Source organism: Cohnella nanjingensis, from assembly GCF_014212125.1.
GTDB lineage: Bacteria > Bacillota > Bacilli > Paenibacillales > Paenibacillaceae > Cohnella > Cohnella nanjingensis.
Window position 1 is genome coordinate 1 of the sequence record NZ_JACJVP010000086.1, and the last position, 20391, is coordinate 20391.

The window sequence follows — 20391 nt, forward strand, 5'->3', positions numbered from 1 at the left end:
AAGCTGGCCGACGGCAGCGTGACGGAGTCGAGGCTCGCTGGAGGCAGCGTAACCGAGGAGAAACTGGCGGTAGGCAGCGTCACGCTGGAGAAGCTCGCGCTCGGCAGCGTGAGCAGCTCGCATATTCTGCAAGGCTCCATCCTGCGGAATCACTTGGCCGACGGCAGCGTGAACGAGTCGAAGCTGGCGGACGGCAGCGTGTCGGACGCCAAACTGTCGGACGGGAGCGTAGGTTCGGCCAAACTGGCGGATGGCAGCGTGACCGAGTCGAAGCTGGCGGACGGCAGCGTGTCGGATGCCAAACTGGCGGACGGGAGCGTAGGGTCGGCCAAACTGGCGGATGGCAGCGTGAACGAATCGAAGCTGGCCGACGGCAGCGTGTCGGACGCCAAACTAGCGGACGGGAGCGTAGGGTCGGCCAAACTGGCGGATGGCAGCGTGAACGAATCGAAGCTGGCGGACGGCAGCGTGAACGAGTCGAAGCTGGCGGACGGAAGCGTGACGGCGGAAAAATTGTCGCCTGACCTGGCCGCGCTGATCGCCGGGATCGGCAGCTCCCCCGAACGCGACGAACCGGCGGCGGAATCCTCGGCCGAAGCGGTTCCGGAACAGATGCAGGCCCTCTCGCTGCTGCCGGTAGCTGCTTCAATGCCGGGCGTGGCGATGGCGTTCGGCAATGCGGCGTATCAATTCGACGGCAATGCGGAGCAACTGGAGCTTACGGTCGAGTTCACCGAGCCTTTCGCAGATGCCGGTTATGTGATCGTCGCTATGTCCGATCATCCGTCCTGTGTTTGCGCGCTTAAGGGGAAGACGGCTACGACGGCGGTGCTCGAAGTCATCCGGATCCGATTCGCTCCCGCTCCCCAAGGCGCTATCCAATGGATTGCGGTAGGCGTACGTTAACGGATCCGCTAAGCGACGATCGATCAGATGGATCGTCTCGGCCGGCAGAGGCCGCGTCCTTTCTGCCGGATGAAGATGAAAAGGGAATAGACTTGCGCGCAGCCGAAAGTTCGCTTTCGGCTGTTTGGCGTGCCTTCCCCGCACCGGCACTAGCGTACAGATGCCGTTGCGCATGGACACGTTACACATACAATGTCATATAAACCGTTGCCCGATTTGGAGGGGTAGAACGCATGACGAAAAGAGCCGGGAACAGGCGCAAGCGGACGTCTGCCTATCGGGCGCATCGGCGGACTGGCGAAGCGCTAATACCGCCGCGTCTGTCCGAGCCGACGATGCACCCGGAACAGGATGCGTCGCCGCGGTTCGCGCCCCGCGTATCGGTCATAGTACCTGTCATGAATGAAAAGCGCACGCTGGCCCGCGTCCTGCGGGAGGCCGCTCGCATTCATACCCGAACGGAGGTGATTGCGGTCGTCAACGGCTCGACGGACGGCTCCCTGGAGATCGCAAGGCGGAGCGGCGCGCGCGTGCTGGTATTCGATCGTCCGCTCGGCCATGACGTGGGCCGTTCGATCGGCGCCCAGGAGGCTTCCGGCAACATCCTGCTGTTCATCGACGCGGATATGGTGATTCCGGCCGAGAAGCTGCGCAGCTTCACCGATGCGATAGGGCAGGGCGTCGACGTCGCGCTGAACGACTATTCCGGGCCGACGCGCCGTGCGTCCGTCCATGGTGTTGTCCTGGCGAAGCATGCGCTGAACGCGCTGCTCGGACGTCCCGATCTGGCGGGCGCGTCGATGACCGCCGTTCCGCATGCGATAAGCCGCCGCGCGCTCGAAACGATCGGGGCGGCATCGCTGTCGGTGCCCCCTATGGCGCATACGATGGCCGTTCATGCCGGCTTGACGGTGAAGCGAGTGAAGCGAGTGAACGTCGGACAACTGAATCCGCTGCGCACAAGTCGCGAACGCACGAGCTCCCTGAAGCCGCTGATCGTCGGCGACCATGTGGAAGCTATCCATTGGTGGCTGCGCAACACGAATGATCGCGGCGGGTATGAAGACGGCAACCGGCATCGATGGAGGGTGAGGTAAGGAGATGGCCATCCGATTGAAGATGACCGGCAGAGCGAAGCGGACGAAGCGACACCGATCCGCTCATGACTCAGCCTCCCGGGGAAGTCCGCTCCAGAGACGTCGTGCCCGGTGGGGCGGAAGTAGAGGGACCCGGTCCGCGCCCCGCGGTCGCCGGACCAAGACATCCTCCCTCAGCGTCCTTCGGTGGCGCCAGGAGGGGGCTAGGATCGGCGCGGCCTGGCGCAGCGAGCATCCGCATGGCACGAAGGAGGCGCTTCGCGACTATGCCCAGCGGCAGTGGTCGGTGAAGGCGCAAGCAGGCGCGGCCGGCATCCGCGCGCTGGATTGGCCCGCTTGGCGGTCTGCCGGCTTGGCCTTCGCGCGAGGGATCCGGGATGGATCGGGGCTAGCGGTCGCGCTCATGCCGCTCGCCTTGCGCGGCCGAGCCGCTGCGGTCGTCAGCGCGGGATCGGATCCCGACGCGCTGCGGTCGACGCTGGAGCAATTGTCCGCTTTGCCCTTGGAAGAGATCGTCGTCGTGCTCGGCGAAGCGCCGGAGGCGCTATGGTTTGCGGCTAGGCAGCATCCGAACGCCGTGGTGACGCATGTGCCGCAGACGCTTGATCCCGGCATCGGACGGGCGCTGGGCGCTAAGCTGACAGGGGAGGACATCGTACTGTTCGCGGACGGCAGCATGCCGGTACCGGCGGTAGCGTTGGCTTCGTTCCTCTGGCGCTGTGACGGCGGCATGGACGCCGCACTGAACGATTGCGCGTCGCGGGATAGATTGTTCCATCAACGGGGCGAAGTGCCTTGGATGAAGGAGTTCCTGAATATGTCGCTCGGGCGGCCGGATCTAAAGACGAATTCGCTCGACGCCTTGCCGTTCGCCCTATCGCGGACCGCGCTGGATGCGGTCGGCGCGTCGGTTTTGGCTGTGCCGCCTAGAGCGCATGCGGCGCTCTTGGTCAAAGGGTTGAAGGTCGGCATAGGGGGAAGGACCCCCCGGACGGCGACGGCCGAAGAGCTGGCGGCCGGCGATCATGCGGAGGCGTGGCGGGAAGCGATAACCGCGAAGGGGCCGCGCCTGCATTATCAAGATAAAGTGCGCAATCGAAGCGTCGTAGGGGGAGTGGTTCATGACACGGGCATCCATCCTTATCCCGTCCTATAACCGACTCGATCTGCTGCAAGCATGCGTGGCCTCGATCCGTAAGCATACGACGGACGTAGATTACGAAGTGATCGTCGTCGACGACGGGTCGACCGACGGGACGGCGGATTGGTGCAGGCGGGAGAAGCTGGCTTTGGTCTCCCTTCCGCGCAACGAGGGGTTCCCCATAGCCTGCAACAAAGGCATGCGGCTCGCTTCGGGAGATACGATCGTGCTGCTCAACAACGATACGATCGTCTCCTCGCGATGGTTGTCCAATCTCATGACCGCCTTGTATAGCGAGCCATCCATCGGAATTGTCGGTCCCGTGTGCAACTATGTCAGCGGCAAGCAGCAGGTGCACTATCCCTACGTCGATCTGGACGAATTCCAGCGGATCGCCGCTCGCGTCAACGTCTCGACTCCGAAGAAATGGCGACGGGTGGAGCGTGTCGTCGGGTTATGCCTCGTGTTCCGCCGCGAACTGATGGAGGCGATCGGACTGCTCGACGAGCGGTTCTCGCCGGGACATTACGAGGACGACGATTATTGTCTGCGGGCAAGGCTGCACGGATTCGGTCTGCTCATCTGCCCCGACGCCTTGATCCATCACGAGGGCAGCGCGACCTTCCGCAAGGATCCGATTGCGCAACGGCAGCTCGTCGAACGGAATTATCAGTTGTTTTTGGACAAATGGCACCTTGATCCGCATGTCTTTATTTAAGGAAGGTTTTGTTTTGAAGGCAGTCATACTGGCTGGCGGCACCGGAACGAGACTGAAGCCGCTGAAGGGGAGGTGATCGTCATGGGGATTGGGCGTTCGTCGGCCCGGCGCGGAAGAAGGGGGCGCCCTTCGCGTACCCTGGGCTTCTCGCGCCGGCCGGTAAAGCGTGCCCGCCGGCATGCGCCTGCTCATGCGCAATTCCAAAACGGCTACGCCAACGGATACCGCGAAGGAGTGCAGTTCGGCCTTCAGGGCTACGATACGTTATTCGAAGGCACGAGCATTATCATCCCGACGTACAATCAACTGGAGCTGCTTAAGCAATGCTTGGGAAGCATCATGGACAATACGGATCGGCCCTACGAGATGATCGTCGTCGACAACGCGTCGACGGACGGAACGGCCGACTACCTGCGGAAGCTGGGCGGTACGGTGAGGTATCGCGTGCTGGATCAGAATCGGGGCTTCGCCGGCGCGATTAACGCGGGTCTCATGATGGCCAAGGGCCAGACGCTGCTGCTCCTCAACACCGATACGCTCGTCACCGAGAATTGGCTCGACAACTTGCTCGTCTGTCTGCATAGCGACGAACGCATCGGCATGGTCGGTCCGGTAACCAACTACAGCAGCGGCGATCAGCAGATCAAGGTTCCATACAGCGATATCGGGGAGATGCCCGCTTTCGCGAAGTCGTTCAACGTGTCGAACGCGGCGCTATGGCACCGCACGGACCGGCTGGTCGGATTCTGCCTGCTGTTTCGCAGGGAGCTGTTTCAGCAGGTCGGCTACTTCGACGAGAGATTCGTGTTCGGCAGCTTCGAGGACGACGACTACAACATCCGGGTGCGCTTGCTGGGCAAGAGCCTGGTGGTCGCCGCCGATACGTTCATCCATCACTTCGGCAGCCCGAGCATCAAAGCGCTCGGAGACCGGTTCATTTCGATCAACGAGCAGAACGAGCGATACTTCCTGGATAAATGGCATCTGTGGAACGAGTGGATCCATCAGACGCATCTCTATCTCTCCCGCTCCCCCGAAGGGCTGAAGGGCATGGTCTCGCTGTTCCCGAGCCGGATCGCCGTGCAGGGCATCGGCGCCGGCGTCTACTGGATCGATCGTGGCGAGCGAAGGCCGGTGGAGGGCGTGTTATCGTTCCAAGCCGTCCGGGTATCGCAGACCGATCTGAAGCAGTGGCCGCTCGGGGAGCCGATCACGGCCGCGGAAGCCGAGCGGCTCTGGCTCGGAGGGGAACGCGATTCGGCGGATGTCGTCGCGCTGCCCGACGGTACGCTGTATCATCTCGAAGACGGACGCGCAAGACGCATTGTCGGACCGGCCGCGATGGAAGGCTGGAACCTGCATCAGAAGAAGCGGACGGTCCTCCAGGCGGAGAAGCTCGCGGAGTGGGAACCGGGCCTGCCGATCGTCGCGCCGCCGCTCTTGCGCCAAGTGTTGTAGCCGCAAGGAAGAAGCAGTCCGGGCGCTTGTGCTCGGACTGCTTCTTCGTGAGGCAGGGAGCGCATCGAGGCGGCAGCGGAATCGGGCGAGCAGGAAACAAAAACGAAGGGCGATCCCGCTTGCTGATCGGTGGCAAGCGGGCAGAGACGGCATATGCTGTAGGAGCTTCGACAGCGCGCTGTAGACAAGGGATGGAGGCAGTCGGCATGCAGGATTTGTTAACGCAGATCGTTGTCCATTCTTCTCATTCACGTCAATATCTGCGCGGATCTTGGACGCCAAAAGACAAGAGACGATTCAAGTCCGAGGTGAAAGCGGCGGATATCCCGGACGATGAATAACGGCTGCCTTGCGGCACTGTTTGCTCATAGGGGTTCATAAAGTGGCCTAGGCGGAGGTCCCAAGCGAGGGAGACCCGCTCCTCCATGGGTGGCGAGTCAGGCTGCTTGCAGGAGCGAGCACAAACGACGAGCGTAGGAGGATTCCGATGAGCGAGATTAGTCTGTCTGCGCTGCGCAAGGAGAAGAAGCGCCGGGCCTTCCGCAAGCGCCGCTCCGCCGGGCCGGCGGAGCGGCGGAGCGCGGCCGGCGCCAAGAAGTCTCCGTCAAGCAGAAGTAGACGCGCGGCGCGGCGGCGTCCGGCGAGAAGATCGTCCGGCAATTATGCCAAGGGGTTCAATGCTGCCTACAACAAGGGGTATAACGCCGGCTTCGCGAAGGGGTTCGAGGACGGACACCAACTGGCGTACGAGCAGCAGGTCTAACGATCGCGAGCACGACCGAAGTCTGGCGAATATCGGCGTTCGACAGCGAGGGTGGAGACGGTCTCCATCCTTTTTTTGATGGGTTCCCCCCGCGTCCCAACCCCTTCTCCAGGAGACGATTCGAGATTCGCCAGTTGATCGCCTGATCGACAAACCGGCAGTCGTAAAAAGGAATGTTGATGCTAACCAAAGGCGCGACGGAATTAGATCGTCCAGCGAAGCAGCAGTCCGGCCTGGGTCAGTCCGCTGCCGAATCCGTATAGCGCGACGCGCTGGCCGGCGACGAGGCGGCCGTCCCGTACGGCCAGATCGAGTGCGAGCGGGATCGAAGCGGAAGACGTATTGCCATAATACGTCGCGCTGTGTAGCGCCTGCTCATAAGGAAAGTCAAGCCGCTCGCACATGGCTTCGATCATTCTCAGATTCGCGCTATGGGGGACGAACCAGTCGAGCTGATCGATCGCCAGACCGGCATTTTCCAACAGACGTCGTACGCCGACGGGGACCGTGGATACCGCCCATTTGTACACTTCGCGCCCATTCTGCACGATCCGACCTTCGCCTTCGAGCGGCTTGCCGTTCCATTGCCGCGATAGTCCGCTGGCATAGACATGGATGCCGCCTTCACCGTCGGTAGCTGCGTGGGAAGCCAAGAAATGGCCCTCCTCCGCCCGCTCAACGAGCACCGCACCGGCGCCGTCCCCGAACAGAATGCACGTGGAACGATCTTCATAGTTCGTGATCTTTGAGAGCGTCTCGACGCCGATCACGAGAATCTTGCGATAGGCGCCGGTGAGCAGCAGACCGCCGGCCGTCTGCAGCGCCGATACGAATCCCGCGCACGCCGCGTTCAAATCGAAGGCAAGGCTCGCCCGGATGCCAAAAGCCCGTTGCACGTAGGAAGCGACCGAAGGGAAGGGGGTGTCGGGCGTCGTCGTCGCGACGATAATGCCGTCGATATCTCCCGCATCGGTCGGATACCGGTCCAGCAGGTCGCGAACGGCACGGATGGCCAGATCGCTGGAGAATTCATCCGAAGCCGCGATCCGGCGCTCATAGATGCCCGTCCGGCGAACGATCCACTCATCGTTCGTATCGACCATCCGGGACAGGTCGTCGTTCGTCAATCGGGCTTCGGGGACATAGCTGCCGATCGCGGTAATGGCTGCCGCAGAGACAAATCGGGCAGCAGGCTGCAAGTTGGATGTCATCGGAACGTCTCCTTTATTTTCAAAAGTTTGGGCAAGTAAAAAACTTAATATCAGGTATTAGTACCAGATTCTAAAATCATCGTAGTCCTAAAAAGTGTTAGTGTCAACCCCCCTCTTTATTCACATAGAAAGCGACGCCTTCGGCCACCCTAATGGTTGGCGCAAGACCGCCGAATTCATCTATCCAAGGGGGAATTTCGCTACATGCGCAAAACTGCTGTCGTATCCAGCGTACTCCTGACAGCCGCTCTGGCCCTGTCGGGCTGCGCGAGCAATCAAGGCGATATGGGCAACAAGAATATCCGGTCCCAGAGCTTGCATAACAACCGGTTCGCGAACGACGGCATGAACGAGATGAACCGGATCCATGGCAACCAGCAGACGAACAACAACGTCGTCGGGTACCACGACAATACCCATCTCGAGCTGAGCCAGAAGATTGCCGACAAGCTGGCTGCCAGACCGGACATTAAGTCCGCCTATGTGATGTTGACCAACAACAATGCCTATGTCTCCATCGTTACGGAAGGCCATGCCGCCGGAGACGGAGGTCTGTCGGCCAAGAGCACGACCACGCACGGGGCGCCTTCGTTGCACAAGCGGATGAGCACGGGTACGACCGGTCAATATGGCCATATGACGGCGACCCAGGAGCCCAGCGCGCTCTCGGACAAGGTGAAGAACGAAGTGGCAGACGCCGTCAAGGCGATGTCGCCGTCCGTCAACAACGTCTACGTATCGGCTAACCCGGACCTCTACGGCCGGATGCAGAACTACGCGACGTCGGTGAGCGAAGGCCACCCGATCCAAGGCTTCGTCACCGAATTCAACGCGCTGGTGAACCGCATTTTCCCGGAATCGGCCGGCACGCATCACCGGACGAACGGAATCGCTGGCACGGGGATCGGCACGACCAACGACGTGAAGAGAAGCATGCGCTAGGGCTGACCATCGTGGACCCTTGCCGAATTCTTCGCAAGATCAAACCCTTGAGCGATTTCAGGATCGCTTGAGGGTTTTTTGGGTTGCATTTTTGTGACCAAAAGGAGCGGAACTTCTTGACGGGGAAGGAAGAGCGATGTACATCGGCTGCTTGATCGACGGAGATCCGGAACGGGCGATGCGGGCGAACTGTCCGAGGCGTACGGCTACGAAGGGAAGAAGGATCCGGCTTCGCACAACGGAGAGTATTGCAGCGGCTGGCCAGACCTACGGCCATATTCTCGCCCGCATGGTAGGCGCAGAGGCGCACAACAACGGCATGGGCGGGTTGTCCCTTCTAGACGGCTACGGTTACACCTGCAATCCGGATACGATCGGTCTCGTCACGCATATCCGGACATCGAACGGGACGAGCCGGCCAAAATTCGTTGGAAAGCCGCGTACCTAGACGTGCTGAAGCGGTTGCGAGAGGCATACCCAGATGCATATATTGTGCTGACCACTACATTGCTGAACCATCCGCCGGCGTGGGACGACGTGTTGTTCGAGATCGAGCGAGAGACGGAAGACGGCCGGATTCGCGCTTACCGCTATGCGAGAGCGGGGAAGGGCACTCCGGGACATTTAAGGAAGAGCGAGCCGGAGGAAACGGCAAGGAAACTGGACGCGATCCTCAAGACGCTGGACAATCCTTGGCAGAGTAACCGGAGCGGTTTTCCGACGAGCCCAAAATTACCGGGTAACCGCACCAGCATAAGCTGTCTTTCATATGATAAAGTCGACTGTACCCTTTACCTTGTAATCATTATAATCCCGGGCAAGGAGGGGTGACACACGTTGAAGAGCAGCGACCACAAGAACAAATTCCTTCTCACCAATCGGGAGCGCGAAGTCTTTGAACTGCTGGTGCAGGACAAGACGACCCGAGATATTGCCCAGCAATTGTTTATTAGCGAAAAAACTGTCAGAAATCACATATCAAATGTGATGCAGAAGTTAAACGTCAAAGGTCGTTCGCAAGCGGTTGTCGAGCTGATCAAGCTCGGGGAATTAAAGATCTGATCCGGTCGTCTGCTTGCATGGCAAGACTGGGACCGACCTTCTTTGTCGCCTCCGTTCAGGGGGCGGGAGAGAAGGTTTTTTGGTTTTTGTCCCGTATTGCGACAGCCATTCCTTGGTGTTCAAGCGAATGTCCTCCTTAGAATGTCCATATCGCGATAGCCGCGCAGCGTAGACGCGGCGATCCAGCAGCTTCTGCATGCCGGACAGTACGACGCAGTAGTCGTCTGGAGGAGGAATGACGGGAAAACGCTTCATTCAGCCATTACGCGCAGGAAACCTAAGATCGGCCTTCTCTCTTCCGTTCCTATTCGCTCCACGCGGCGCTGAGTGGCTTATTTTCTGCAAATTTACGGTTTACATAAACCTCTTTATCCCTGAAAATGAGGAAGTTATCGTTTTGTGAACGCGCGTTTAAGAGGAGAGATCATCATGAGTACCGCAACCGTCCCGAAGGCGGAAGCCGTTTCGTACGGCATGGAGCATCTATTCGAGGACGAGTCGCTAACCGACCGCAAGCCCGCGCGCATCCTGTATTTGCTGTACAGGAACCATTGGGCGAAGCTTCTCTGGTCGACGTTCTATTTCCTGATCAAACATTCGCCGGTCTACGTCCTGCCGATCATCACGGCCAACCTGATCAACATGGCGACGAAGCCGGAGAAATACAGCACCTCCGCCTTGTGGTGGAACATCGCGATCCTGTTCGCCGTGATCGTGCAGAACATCCCGACGCAGGTGCTGCATATCAGTTACATGAGCAAAGCGATCCGCTATGTGGAAGCAGGCCTGCGAAGCACCCTCGTACGAAAGCTTCAGCGGCTGTCCATGTCGGCGCACGGGGAGCTTGCCGCGGGCAAGCTGCAGTCGAAGGTGCTCCGCGACGTAGAGGCCATTGAGTTCCTGTCTCGGCAGATGATGCTGTCGATCTTGCCCGCCGTCATCAGCGTGATCGTGGCGATCGTCATCACGGCCGGCAAGAACCTGTCGGTCACGGCCTTCTTCGTGCTCACGATCCCGGCCGGCGTGGCGATGGTCACGTTCTTCCGCAAAAAGATCCGCCGGTCGAACAGCGACTTCCGCCGTCAGATCGAATCGATGTCCGGGCAAGTGTCGGAGATGGTCGGGATGATGCCGGTCACGCGGGCGCACGGCCTCGAGCAGACGGAGATCACCAAGATCGACAATACGCTCAGCAAGCTGCGGAACAAAGGCTATAAGCTGGATATCGTCGAAGCGTACTTCGGATCGTCCGCGTGGGTGACGTTCCAATCGTTCCAGGTGCTGTGCCTCGCCTTCACGATCCTGCTCGCCTTCCGCGGCGAGATCCCGGTCGGGGACGTCGTGCTGTACCAATCGTACTTCGCGATGATCCTGGGCTCGATCACGCAGCTCATCAACGTGTATCCGAACATCGCGAAGGGGTTCGAATCGATCTATTCGGTCACGGAGATTCTGTTGTCCAAGGATACGGAGGAGTATCAAGGCAAGCGGAAGCTGGAGCGCGTCAGAGGCGAGTTCTCGTTCCGGAACGTGCACTTCGGATACAACAACTCCGACCGCCACGTGCTGAGCGACTTCCATCTGAACGTCAAGGCGGGGGAGTGCGTCGCGCTGGTCGGCGCTTCCGGCGCGGGCAAGTCGACCGTCCTGAACCTGGTCATCGGCTTCAGCAAGCCGTCGGAAGGGCAAGTCGCGGTCGACGGGGTGCCGATGGAGGAGCTCGACATGGCGTCGTACCGGTCGCAGCTGGCGGTCGTGCATCAGAGCACGGTGCTGTTCTCGGGCACGATCCGCGAGAACATCACCTACGGATTGCCTTCGGTCAGCGACGAGAAGCTCGCCGAAGTCGTCCGGATGACGCATCTGCAAGACGTCGTCGCGCAGTTGCCGCAAGGGCTCGACACGGCGATCGGCGAGCACGGCGGCCGCCTCTCCGGCGGCCAGCGCCAGCGGATCGCCATCGCGCGGGCGCTGATCCGCGATCCGAAGATCATCCTGCTCGACGAAGCGACGTCGGCGCTCGACAACGAGTCCGAATACTTCGTGCAGCAGGCGATGCAGGAGCTGATCAAGGGGCGCACCACCTTCATCGTGGCACACCGCCTGTCCACGATCCGCGACGCCGACCGGATCGTCGTCATGAAGCAAGGCCGCTGCGTCGAAGTCGGCACGTACGACGAGCTCATGGCGAAGCAGGGCGAGTTCTATCAGTTGAAGCAGTTGCAAGCGTAAGCGCAAGACAGAGGCCGGACGGGGAGAATCCCGTCCGGCCTCTGTTCGCGTTTGGGGAAGGGAGGGGAGGGCGGCGGACAGTCGCCGAACGGCCTCGCCGCGACGCGTAACCCGAAAATATCGGGTTACAACAGGCGAACGGGCCTCGCCGCGACGCGCAACCCGAAAAAATCGGGTTACGGTCGGCGAACGGGCCTCGCCGCGACGCGCAGCCCGAAAAAATCGGGTTACAACCGGCGAACAAGCTTCGCCGCGAAGCGCAACCCGAAAAAATCGGGTTACATCGTGTCCTCACTTTTAAGCATGCGAGTTCTGCCTCGACGCTCCTCGAGTATACTTTCTTAGACAACCTAACCTTCCTTATAGAGACGGCGCTCGTAAAATCACCAGCAAAATGGTTCTGATTCGGCAGAGCGGCGCACAGGTGCGTCGTGTACCAGACGAATGGCCGGCCAAAGTCGCCCCTCGCAATCAGTAATATAGTCCCTAAAACGGTTTCCCGCGTGACGACAGTCCTTAAATACGAGCAAAAGTCGGCATTCGGCAGGAAAATCCAGGAATTTGTCGAATTCCAGTAGAAAATCAAATGATTTGGAGGATGGAACATGGGTACAAAGAACTTCTCTTTGGACGTCCAGCGCTTGCTCGCGCTGATCAAGAATCCATCGGCGGGACTGGCGCTCAGGGGCGCGGAAGACTTCCCGTACGGCGTGGCCGGCGCGGGGCTCTCGATTATCGGATTTTTCCTGTGGGTGCTGTCCGTCCAGCATCAAATCGATCGCGCCATGTCCTTCTTCTCCGGCATCATGCTCGGAAGCCTGTACGGCTTCGGGACAGCTTTCAAATTCCTGCTGCTCGCCCTGCTGTCGCTCGCGGCGCTGGCGGCAGCCCTGACGCTGGTCGGCAACCGGTTCGGACAGCGCAAGCGGGCCTGGATCGAAGTCGTCACCCACCAAGGCGCTTCGCAGCTCATGTTCGGCCTCGGCTACCTCGTCTCGGCGCTTGTCGCTTTCATCTCCCTGAAGCTGTCTTTCGCGCTGACGGGCGGCCTGCTGCTGCTAAGCTTGCTGATGCTCGTCATTCAAGCCCTGGAGCTTCACGAAGTCGATCGCAAGCTAACGTTCCCCACCGTGACTTCGGCGATCGTCCTCTACGTCGTGCTGTTCTCCGTCGTGTGGGTCATCTTGTTCTGAATCTGAAGAAGCTTGTAGATGCGCCTCCAAATATGACGCCGGATCCCTAGGAAATCCGATGTTATTCTTGGGCGTATTTTTGCATTCGGACCAAGATCGCGCGAGAACGCGAAACATCCTTCGGGGGACTAGTCAAACGCCCATTCGGTCAAAATATTTCAGCACGTGCAAGAGGCTGCGGGGTCACGGACCCTGCAGTCTCTTGTGCCTTTGCCGTTGCTTGCCCGCGTACAGCGCCGACGCTAGGATGCGCGGTTCGGGAGACGGATGAGGAACTCGGTGCCCGATTCCGCGGTGGAACGGATGTCGATGGTGCCGTTGTAGTGCTTCACGCGCTCTTGAACGATCGCCAGGCCCAGCCCCGAGTGGCCGTCCCGCTTGGTCGTATACCCGGCCGTGAACAGCTGCGCGCGGACGTCGTCGCTGAGCGGCTGCCCGCAGTTGACGACCGACAGCTCGATCGCGCCCGGCGTCGTCCGGATCGCGGCATGCACCTGGCGCTCGCCCGGCGGCCGGGCCGCGGCCACCTCGTCGAAGGCGTTGTTCACCAGGTTGCCGATAATCTTGACGATGTCGATCGTCTTGACGGAGGACAGCTGATCCCAAGCCACGGGGAGCTCATAGGTGAAGTCGATGCTCCGGTTGACCGCCGCCGTCGCTTTGGCCTGGATGAGCGCGGCCAGCGCGGGCGCCGAATGGTTCACGATATCGCTCATTTCCCGCGTCTCCTTGACGAGCTCCCGGACATAGGCCTTGAGCTCGGCCTGGTTGTTCATCTGGAGCATCGAATGGATGATCTGGACATGGTTGAGGAAGTCGTGACGCTGACCGCGGATCGCCGTGAACATCCGGTCGATATCCTCCAGGTACAGCGCCTGCGTCGACCGCACAGCCTGCTCCCTCGTGGCGACCAGGAGTTTCAGCGTGTAGAACAGAGCGGCGATCGTCGCGGCGAGCAGCGCGTAGATGAGCCACTGCGCGCTCTCCTTCGAGGTCGGTCCGGCGTCGAACTTCAGGAAGAACAGCGCGCAGAGCAGGATGACCTGGAACGCGGAGAGGCCGAGCACGCGCAGCGTCTTGTCCCGTCTCCATTCCGGGAGAATTCGCTTCAATTGGGCGATCAGCGTCCTCGGCCTGCGGTTCAGCCGAAGCGCGATCAACAGGTAGAGCGCCAGCACGGGAAGATAAACCGACATCGTGTCCCAGAAGTTGGTCACGATCAGGTCGACCTGGGAATGCACGGGATACAGCGTTGAGGTCAAGGCGACGACCGAAGCGTCCGAGGTGATGCCGATCAACGTGAAGAGGAGGAAGAGCAGGACCGTCCGTCCCCAGCCTAGAATCCGGAGATAGAACAGGACGATGCATGCGAAGCTGACGGAGATCCCGATCAGCAGGCCCGCTACGACCGGAACCGACAGGACGTGGAATTCGGTCAGCAGCGAACCGAGACAGGCGAACGCGGCGCTCCGCTTCCAAACCGGGCGCAACTCGACGCCGAAGAAGGCGAGTGCTAAAGTAATCATAATCATCGTCTGCGGAATCGACAGGAAAATCATCGAGCGAAAATGAAAGTACCAGAAATCCATGGGAGAATCCTCGCCGGAAACGTTAGAATAGAAGGAACGGGCCGAGCGCAGAACGTACAGTCTAAATGTATCGTTTTTTGACGAAATCAGGAAGGAAAAGTTTTCCTGGCGCGGCCGAAGGGCAGGACTGCGACGCGGAACGGAAGAAAACCAGCTTGAACGCAAACGGAGGCAGCGGAACATGGCGGGAAGCGAAACGACTGGCGGCGAATTGACGAAGCACGAACAGCTTATGCAATATATCCGGGACTTGCCCGTCGGCACGAGAATCTCGGTGCGTCAAATGGCGAAGGAGCGGGAGGTGTCCGAAGGCACGGCTTACCGCGCGCTGAAGGAAGCGGAACAGATCGGCTACGTCAGCACGAAAGAGCGGATCGGAACGGTTCGGGTGGACAAGCGGCGGCGCAGCCATCCGGAGCAATTGACGTTCGCGGAGGTGCTGGAGATCGTACAGGGGAGCTTGCTGGGCGGGGAGGAAGGGCTGTCGAAGACGCTGCACAAGTTCGTCATCGGCGCGATGGAGTTGGACGAGATGGCGGGCTACATCGACGCGGGGAGCCTGCTCATCGTCGGGAACCGGGAGAACGCGCACCGCATCGCGCTCGCGCACGGCGCGGGCGTGCTCGTGACGGGCGGCTTCGGCACGGGCGCGGACGTGAAGCAGCTCGCCGACGAGCGGCAGCTGCCGATTCTGACGTGCCGGCACGACACGTTCACGGTCGCTTCGATGATCAACCGGGCGATGTACGATCGCCTCATCAAGCGCAAGATCATGATGATCGCGGATCTCGTGGAGCCGTCGGCGCGCACGGGATCGCTGAAGCAGTCGGCCACCGTCGCCGACTTCCTGAAGACGAGCGCGGAGACCGGCTTCTCCCGGTTCCCCGTCGTCGACGAGTGGAACCGCGTCGTCGGCATGATCACGTCGAAGGACGTCGTCGGATCCGCCGCGACCCAGTCGGTCGACAAGCTGATGACGCGCCGGCCGATGACCGTCGCGATGAACACGCCGATCGCGTCCGCGGCGCACCGGATGGTGTCCGAAGGGATCGAGCTGCTGCCGGTCGTGGATCGCCAGCGCAAGCTGACGGGCGTCGTCAGCCGCGCCGAGCTGCTGCGGGCGATGCAGTTCGCGAACCGTCCGCAGCAGCTCGGAGAGACGTTCGACGCCTTGATGTGGGCGGGCTTCACCGAACGGCGCGACGAAGCGGGCCGCCTCGTCTTCACGGGGCTGGCGACGCCGCAGATGTCGGGACCGCTCGGCACGCTCTCCGAGGGCGTGCTCACCATGCTGATGCAGCAAGCCGCCGCCAGGGCGGCAGACGAGCTCGGCCGGCGGGAGCATATGCTGGAGAACATGACCACGTACTTCCTCCGGGCGATCGCGATCGACGCGACGCTGACGATCCAGCCCCTCATGATCGAGGCGAGCCGGAGGCACGTGAAGGTGGAGGTTCAGGTCATGCAGGATGGGGATGTCATGGCCAAGGCCATGCTCACGGCGCAGACGATCGACGCCTCTTGAAGTGCGAATGGTTGCGGAGGCCGGCGAACAGGTTGAAGATGCCGAGGACGAGGAACAGCGCGCCCACGATGACGCGCAGGGTCGAGCCGCTGTAGATGAACATCTGGAGAATGGCGAGGAAGATCAGCATCAGCCCCATGCAGATGTTCATCCGCGCCCCGTACAGGCCGCGCAGCGTCTGATCGGCGTTGCGGCGCGAACGATAGCTGAACACGACGGACAGAATCAAGCTCGCGAGGATCGCGAGGAACAGCACCCACTGCGCAGTGGCTTCAAGCGTAGACAAGACGGGCATCTCCTTTGGTAGCGCTTCGCTAGGTCGAATTGCCCCTCATTGTACCATACTCCCCGTCTCATTTCCTCACCAGCGGACGGACTTCGACCCAGATGGTCATGCGCCGGTCCACGGCCAGCACCGTCCGGATGCTCACGACGTAGTCCTTTTTCTCGATATCCGTATAGACCCGGCCTTCGAGCAGGCTGCGCGCAAGCTGCGCGTCCGAGCCGATGTCGTAGATCTTGCGGCCGAGGAAGATTTGCAAGTCTGTCCGCAGACGCTTCTTCAGCTCTTTCTCCGTCACGGTATCGAGCGGCGGCTCGTCCTTGGTCTTGTCGACCGCGTCGACGAGATAGAGGACGAGGCTGTTGAAGACGGCCTCCTGCTGCTTCTGCGGCCGCTCCAGCTCCTGCCGGATCAACTCGACTTGTTCCTTCAGCTCGTAATTCTGCTGCACGATCCGGTTGCTCTGGTCCAGCACCAGCGCGCTGTACACCGCCGCGCCGACGATCAGTCCGCACAGGAAAAAGGCGATCGCCTGCATGCTGCCGCGGTAGCGCTCGAACGAAGGCACCCGCACGGCCGGCTACCCCGCGTTCCGGCACATCCAGACGACGAGCTCCGTCGCCAGATGGGCGCCGAGGAACGCGCAGAGGATGTAGCCGATCTGTTGAACCGCCGGCGACAGGTACCCGACCATGACGTTCGCCTCGATGACCCGCAGCGGATCGATCGATCCTCCGATCGCGACGACGACCGCCCATATCTTAATGCGGCCCGCGATATCCAGCACCGTCTCCGCCGGCGGGCGCCAGAGGAACAGCGCGGCCATGCCGGCCAGCATCGAACCGCCGAGCACGACGCCGAACGCGATGAAGAAATCGAGAATCGCCTGCACGTAGAACTTGTTCCCCATGTCCCATCCCCTCCACTCTCATATGTATGGGACGTGCCTAGCGCCTTATGATACAATTAATAGATCAGAGTACGCGGGGAAAAAGAGGGATGCGGCATGTGCGGTTTCGTCCATTTGCACGTTCATAGCGAATACAGCTTGCTGGACGGCGCGTCGCGCATCAAGGAGATGACGGCGAAGGCCGCCGAGCTCGGGATGCTAGCGCTCGCCCTGACCGACCACGGCGTCATGTACGGGGCGATCCCGTTCTACAAAGCGTGCCGGGAGCGCGGCATCAAGCCGATCGTCGGCATGGAGGCTTATATCACGGCAGGATCGCGCCGCGAGAAGGCGTCGCGCCGGGACCAGCCCATTTTTCATTTGACTTTGCTGGCGAAGAACGAGACCGGCTACCGCAATCTCATGAAGCTGAGCTCGATCGGCCATCTGGAAGGTTTCCATTATAAGCCCCGGATCGACTTCGAGGCGCTTTCCCTCCATGCGGAGGGGCTGATCTGCCTGAGCGGATGCCTGAGCAGCGAGCTGTCCCAGCATCTGCTCCACGACCGGTACCCGGAGGCGCGCGAGACGGCGCTGCGCTACCGCGAGCTGTTCGGGGAGGACTACTTCCTGGAGATTCAGGACCATGGCGTGCTGGAGCAGAAAAAGGTGGCGGCCGCCGTGCTCCGTCTTGCCGACGAGACCGGCATCCCGCTCGTCGCGACGAACGATTCGCACTACCTGGCCGAGGAAGACCACGCCCTGCAGGACGTGCTCATCTGCATCGGCACCGGGAAGACGCTGGAGGACGAGGACCGGCTCAAGATCGACACGACCCAGCTCTACCTGAAGAGCGGGGAGCAGATGGAGGCGCTGTTCCGCCATCGGCCGGAAGCCGTGTCGAACACGGTCAAGATCGCGGAGCGCTGCAACCTCGAGATCGACTTCGACCGGCATATTCTGCCGCGGTTCGCGCCGCTGCCGGAAGGGCTGACGGCCGGGGCCTACCTGGCCCGGCTGTGCGAAGAAGGGCTGACCGCCCGCTACGGCGGGACGGAGGACGAGGAATTCATAAAGGCTGCGGGGGAGCGGCTGCGCTACGAGCTCGGCGTCATCGGGCGGATGGGCTTCGACGACTACTTCCTCATCGTCTGGGACTTCATCCGCTTCGCGCACGAGCAGGGCATCGCGACGGGGCCGGGGCGGGGGTCCGCCGCGGGCAGTCTCGTGGCCTACGCGCTGCGCATCACGGACGTCGATCCGCTGAAGCACAAGCTGCTGTTCGAGCGGTTCCTGAATCCCGAGCGGGTCACGATGCCCGATATCGATATCGACTTCAGCGACGAGCGGCGCGACGAAGTCATCCGCTACGTCGCGGACAAGTACGGCGCCGAACACGTCGCCCAGGTCATCACGTTCGGGACGCTCGCGGCCCGGGCGGCGGTGCGGGACGTCGGCCGCGTCATGAACGTCCCCTACGGCGAGGTGGACAAGGCGGCGAAGCTCATCCCGGGCATGCCGGGCATGTCGATCGACCGCGCGATGAAGGAGAACGCCGAATTCCGCGCGCTGGCCGAGAAGGGCGGGGCATCGGCGACGCTCATCGCGATGGCCCGGCGCGCGGAAGGGATGCCGAGGCACGCGTCGACGCACGCGGCCGGCGTCGTCATCTCCTCCGAGCCCCTGACGGACTACGTGCCGCTGCAGGAAGGCTCCGAAGGCGTACCGCTCACGCAATATTCGATGGAGAATCTCGAAGCGGTCGGCCTGCTGAAGATGGACTTCCTCGGCCTGCGCACGCTGTCCATCATCGAGCGGGCGATGGCCGCCGTCCGCGAGGAGACGGGGCGGGCGCTCGATTGGGCGGAGATCCCCTACGACGACCCGGCGACTTACGAGCTGATGGGCCGGGGCGACACGACGGGCATCTTCCAGCTCGAATCCTCGGGCATGCGGCGCGTGCTGCGGGAGATGAAGCCCGCCTCGTTCGAAGACATCATCTCGGTCATCTCGCTCTACCGGCCCGGCCCGATGGAGTTCATCCCGCAGTTCATCAAGGCGATGCACGGCGAGGTGGCGGCGGAATATCCGCATCCGTCGTTGACTCCGATCCTGGAAGACACATACGGCATCATCGTCTACCAGGAACAGATCATGCAGATCGCTTCGACGATGGCCGGCTTCACGCTGGGCGAGGCGGACTTGCTCCGGCGCGCGGTCGGCAAGAAAAAGCGCGAGGTGCTGGACGAGCAGCGCGCGCACTTCGTCCGGGGCAGCCTCGGACAGGGCTATGCCGAGGACGTGGCCAACCGCGTCTATGACATGATCGTCCGCTTTGCGGACTACGGCTACTGCCGCGCGCACGGCGCAGCCTACGCGGTGCTTGCGTTCCAGACGGCCTATCTGAAGGCGCACCATCCGGTGGCCTTCATGGCGTCGATGCTGACCGCCGTCATCGGCAACCAGCGCAAGACGGCCGAATACGTCGACGAATGCCGGCGCATGGGCATCGCGGTGCTGCCGCCGGACGTGGGCGAGAGCGGCGTGCTGTTCACGCCGGTGCGCCGGACCGGCGAGGCGGGAGACGGGACGGGCGCCGCCGGCGCCATCCGCTTCGGCCTCGCCGCCGTCAAGAACGTGGGCACGCAGGCGATCGACAGCCTGCTGCGCGAGCGCGCCGAGCGGCCGTTCGACGGCCTGACGGACCTGTGCCGGCGCATCGATCCCCGCGTGTGCAACAAGCGGGTGCTCGAGTCGCTGCTGCTCGCGGGCGCGATGGATTCGCTGCCCGGGCACCGCTCCCAACTGCTCGCCGCGCTCGACGAGGCGGTCGAGGCGGCCGCCGCGTGGCGCAAGGAGCGCGAGGAGCTGCAGCTCGAGCTGTTCGATCTCGGGGAGTCTCCGAACTGGAACGTAGACCTGCCCGAGGTGTCGCCGTTCACCGCGAGTCAGACGCTGGAGCTGGAGCGGGAGCTGCTCGGCCTGTATCTGTCCGGCCATCCGCTGGACGCCTACGACGAGCTCTGGGAGTCGCTGCGTCTGGATCGGCTGATGGATCTGGCGGAGGCGGAGGACGGCGCGACCGTGCTGACGGCCGGGATGGTCGTCTCCGTGAAGCCGATCGTGACGAAAAACGGCCAGGCGATGGCGTTCCTCGAGCTGGAGGACCGGATCATGGGCGCGGAGCTGGTCGTGTTCCCGACCGTGTGGAAGACGGCCGCCGCCTTCGCCGGCAAGGGCGCGCTCGTCCTCGTCCGCGCGAAGCTGCAGCAAGGCGACGAGGACTTCAAGCTGCTGGCGGACGATCTCGTGCCGCTATCGGCGGAGGATCTCGCGCAGCAGGCGGCGCGGATGCGCCGGGCGCCGTCCCGCGGCGCGCCGC

General features: G+C 61.8%; 19 protein-coding genes. 14 read left to right on the forward strand and 5 right to left on the reverse strand.

What is annotated here, in order from left to right:
• The 7 genes from H7C19_RS33515 to H7C19_RS33540 form a co-directional block, all read left to right on the forward strand.
• Nucleotides 1-906 (forward strand): WIAG-tail domain (locus H7C19_RS33515; protein ID WP_185673438.1); only part of this gene is annotated, 906 nt, incomplete at its 5' end.
• A gap of 233 nt (nucleotides 907-1139) precedes the next feature.
• The gene (locus tag H7C19_RS33520; RefSeq protein ID WP_185673439.1) at nucleotides 1140-2003 is read left to right on the forward strand and encodes a glycosyltransferase family 2 protein; all 864 of its coding nucleotides are present in this window, start codon (nucleotides 1140-1142) and stop codon (nucleotides 2001-2003) included.
• Between the two features lie 286 nt (nucleotides 2004-2289).
• A complete protein-coding gene (locus H7C19_RS33525) occupies nucleotides 2290-3159 on the forward strand; it encodes a family 2 glycosyl transferase (RefSeq protein ID WP_221469615.1) in 870 nt (289 codons plus the stop codon).
• The gene (locus H7C19_RS33530) at nucleotides 3125-3862 is read left to right on the forward strand and encodes a glycosyltransferase family 2 protein (RefSeq protein ID WP_185673441.1); all 738 of its coding nucleotides are present in this window, start codon (nucleotides 3125-3127) and stop codon (nucleotides 3860-3862) included. The genes H7C19_RS33525 and H7C19_RS33530 overlap by 35 nt, the downstream gene beginning before the upstream one ends.
• A gap of 81 nt (nucleotides 3863-3943) precedes the next feature.
• Nucleotides 3944-5320 (forward strand): glycosyltransferase family 2 protein, encoded by a 1377-nt coding sequence (locus H7C19_RS33535; RefSeq protein ID WP_185673442.1) that lies wholly within the window; start codon nucleotides 3944-3946, stop codon nucleotides 5318-5320.
• A gap of 119 nt (nucleotides 5321-5439) precedes the next feature.
• Nucleotides 5440-5661: a hypothetical protein gene (locus H7C19_RS34530; RefSeq protein WP_221469616.1), complete on the forward strand. Its 222-nt coding sequence runs from the start codon at nucleotides 5440-5442 to the stop codon at nucleotides 5659-5661.
• Nucleotides 5662-5807: 146 nt separating this feature from the next.
• The gene (locus tag H7C19_RS33540) at nucleotides 5808-6083 is read left to right on the forward strand and encodes a hypothetical protein (RefSeq protein WP_185673443.1); all 276 of its coding nucleotides are present in this window, start codon (nucleotides 5808-5810) and stop codon (nucleotides 6081-6083) included.
• 203 nt (nucleotides 6084-6286) lie between these two features.
• Here H7C19_RS33540 and H7C19_RS33545 read toward each other — a convergent pair whose 3' ends face one another.
• Nucleotides 6287-7294, reverse strand: coding sequence for a ketoacyl-ACP synthase III (locus H7C19_RS33545; RefSeq protein ID WP_185673444.1), 1008 nt, complete (start codon nucleotides 7292-7294; stop codon nucleotides 6287-6289).
• A gap of 204 nt (nucleotides 7295-7498) precedes the next feature.
• On the opposite strand from H7C19_RS33545, the gene H7C19_RS33550 reads away from it, so the two are divergent.
• The 5 genes from H7C19_RS33550 to H7C19_RS33570 all read left to right on the forward strand — a co-directional run bounded on the left by H7C19_RS33550 (nucleotide 7499) and on the right by H7C19_RS33570 (nucleotide 12723).
• A complete protein-coding gene (locus H7C19_RS33550; protein ID WP_185673445.1) occupies nucleotides 7499-8236 on the forward strand; it encodes a YhcN/YlaJ family sporulation lipoprotein in 738 nt (245 codons plus the stop codon).
• A gap of 136 nt (nucleotides 8237-8372) precedes the next feature.
• The gene (locus H7C19_RS33555; protein ID WP_185673446.1) at nucleotides 8373-8684 is read left to right on the forward strand and encodes a hypothetical protein; all 312 of its coding nucleotides are present in this window, start codon (nucleotides 8373-8375) and stop codon (nucleotides 8682-8684) included.
• A gap of 389 nt (nucleotides 8685-9073) precedes the next feature.
• Nucleotides 9074-9298 (forward strand): helix-turn-helix domain-containing protein, encoded by a 225-nt coding sequence (locus H7C19_RS33560; RefSeq protein ID WP_185673447.1) that lies wholly within the window; start codon nucleotides 9074-9076, stop codon nucleotides 9296-9298.
• A gap of 429 nt (nucleotides 9299-9727) precedes the next feature.
• A complete protein-coding gene (locus H7C19_RS33565) occupies nucleotides 9728-11530 on the forward strand; it encodes an ABC transporter ATP-binding protein (RefSeq protein WP_246470192.1) in 1803 nt (600 codons plus the stop codon).
• A 605-nt stretch (nucleotides 11531-12135) separates the two neighbouring features.
• Nucleotides 12136-12723 (forward strand): hypothetical protein, encoded by a 588-nt coding sequence (locus tag H7C19_RS33570; RefSeq protein WP_185673448.1) that lies wholly within the window; start codon nucleotides 12136-12138, stop codon nucleotides 12721-12723.
• Between the two features lie 242 nt (nucleotides 12724-12965).
• Here H7C19_RS33570 and H7C19_RS33575 read toward each other — a convergent pair whose 3' ends face one another.
• Entirely contained in the window at nucleotides 12966-14249 is a 1284-nt protein-coding gene (locus tag H7C19_RS33575) for a sensor histidine kinase (RefSeq protein ID WP_221469617.1), read from the reverse strand.
• Between the two features lie 244 nt (nucleotides 14250-14493).
• On the opposite strand from H7C19_RS33575, the gene H7C19_RS33580 reads away from it, so the two are divergent.
• Nucleotides 14494-15837 carry a DRTGG domain-containing protein gene (locus tag H7C19_RS33580; RefSeq protein ID WP_185673450.1) on the forward strand — a complete coding sequence of 448 codons (1344 nt, stop codon included), beginning with the start codon at nucleotides 14494-14496 and terminating at the stop codon, nucleotides 15835-15837.
• Here H7C19_RS33580 and H7C19_RS33585 read toward each other — a convergent pair.
• From H7C19_RS33585 to H7C19_RS33595, 3 genes are all read right to left on the reverse strand, one after another.
• Nucleotides 15809-16123 carry a YtpI family protein gene (locus H7C19_RS33585; RefSeq protein ID WP_376775476.1) on the reverse strand — a complete coding sequence of 105 codons (315 nt, stop codon included), beginning with the start codon at nucleotides 16121-16123 and terminating at the stop codon, nucleotides 15809-15811. The two genes, H7C19_RS33580 and H7C19_RS33585, sit on opposite strands and share 29 nt — an antisense overlap.
• Before the next feature lie 67 nt (nucleotides 16124-16190).
• Nucleotides 16191-16694 (reverse strand): sporulation membrane protein YtrI, encoded by a 504-nt coding sequence (locus H7C19_RS33590; RefSeq protein ID WP_185673452.1) that lies wholly within the window; start codon nucleotides 16692-16694, stop codon nucleotides 16191-16193.
• Nucleotides 16695-16700: 6 nt separating this feature from the next.
• Nucleotides 16701-17030 (reverse strand): YtrH family sporulation protein, encoded by a 330-nt coding sequence (locus tag H7C19_RS33595; RefSeq protein WP_185673453.1) that lies wholly within the window; start codon nucleotides 17028-17030, stop codon nucleotides 16701-16703.
• A 96-nt stretch (nucleotides 17031-17126) separates the two neighbouring features.
• On the opposite strand from H7C19_RS33595, the gene H7C19_RS33600 reads away from it, so the two are divergent.
• Nucleotides 17127-20391, forward strand: a 3265-nt coding sequence (locus H7C19_RS33600; protein ID WP_185673454.1) for a DNA polymerase III subunit alpha, incomplete at its 3' end; no start/stop codon positions are given.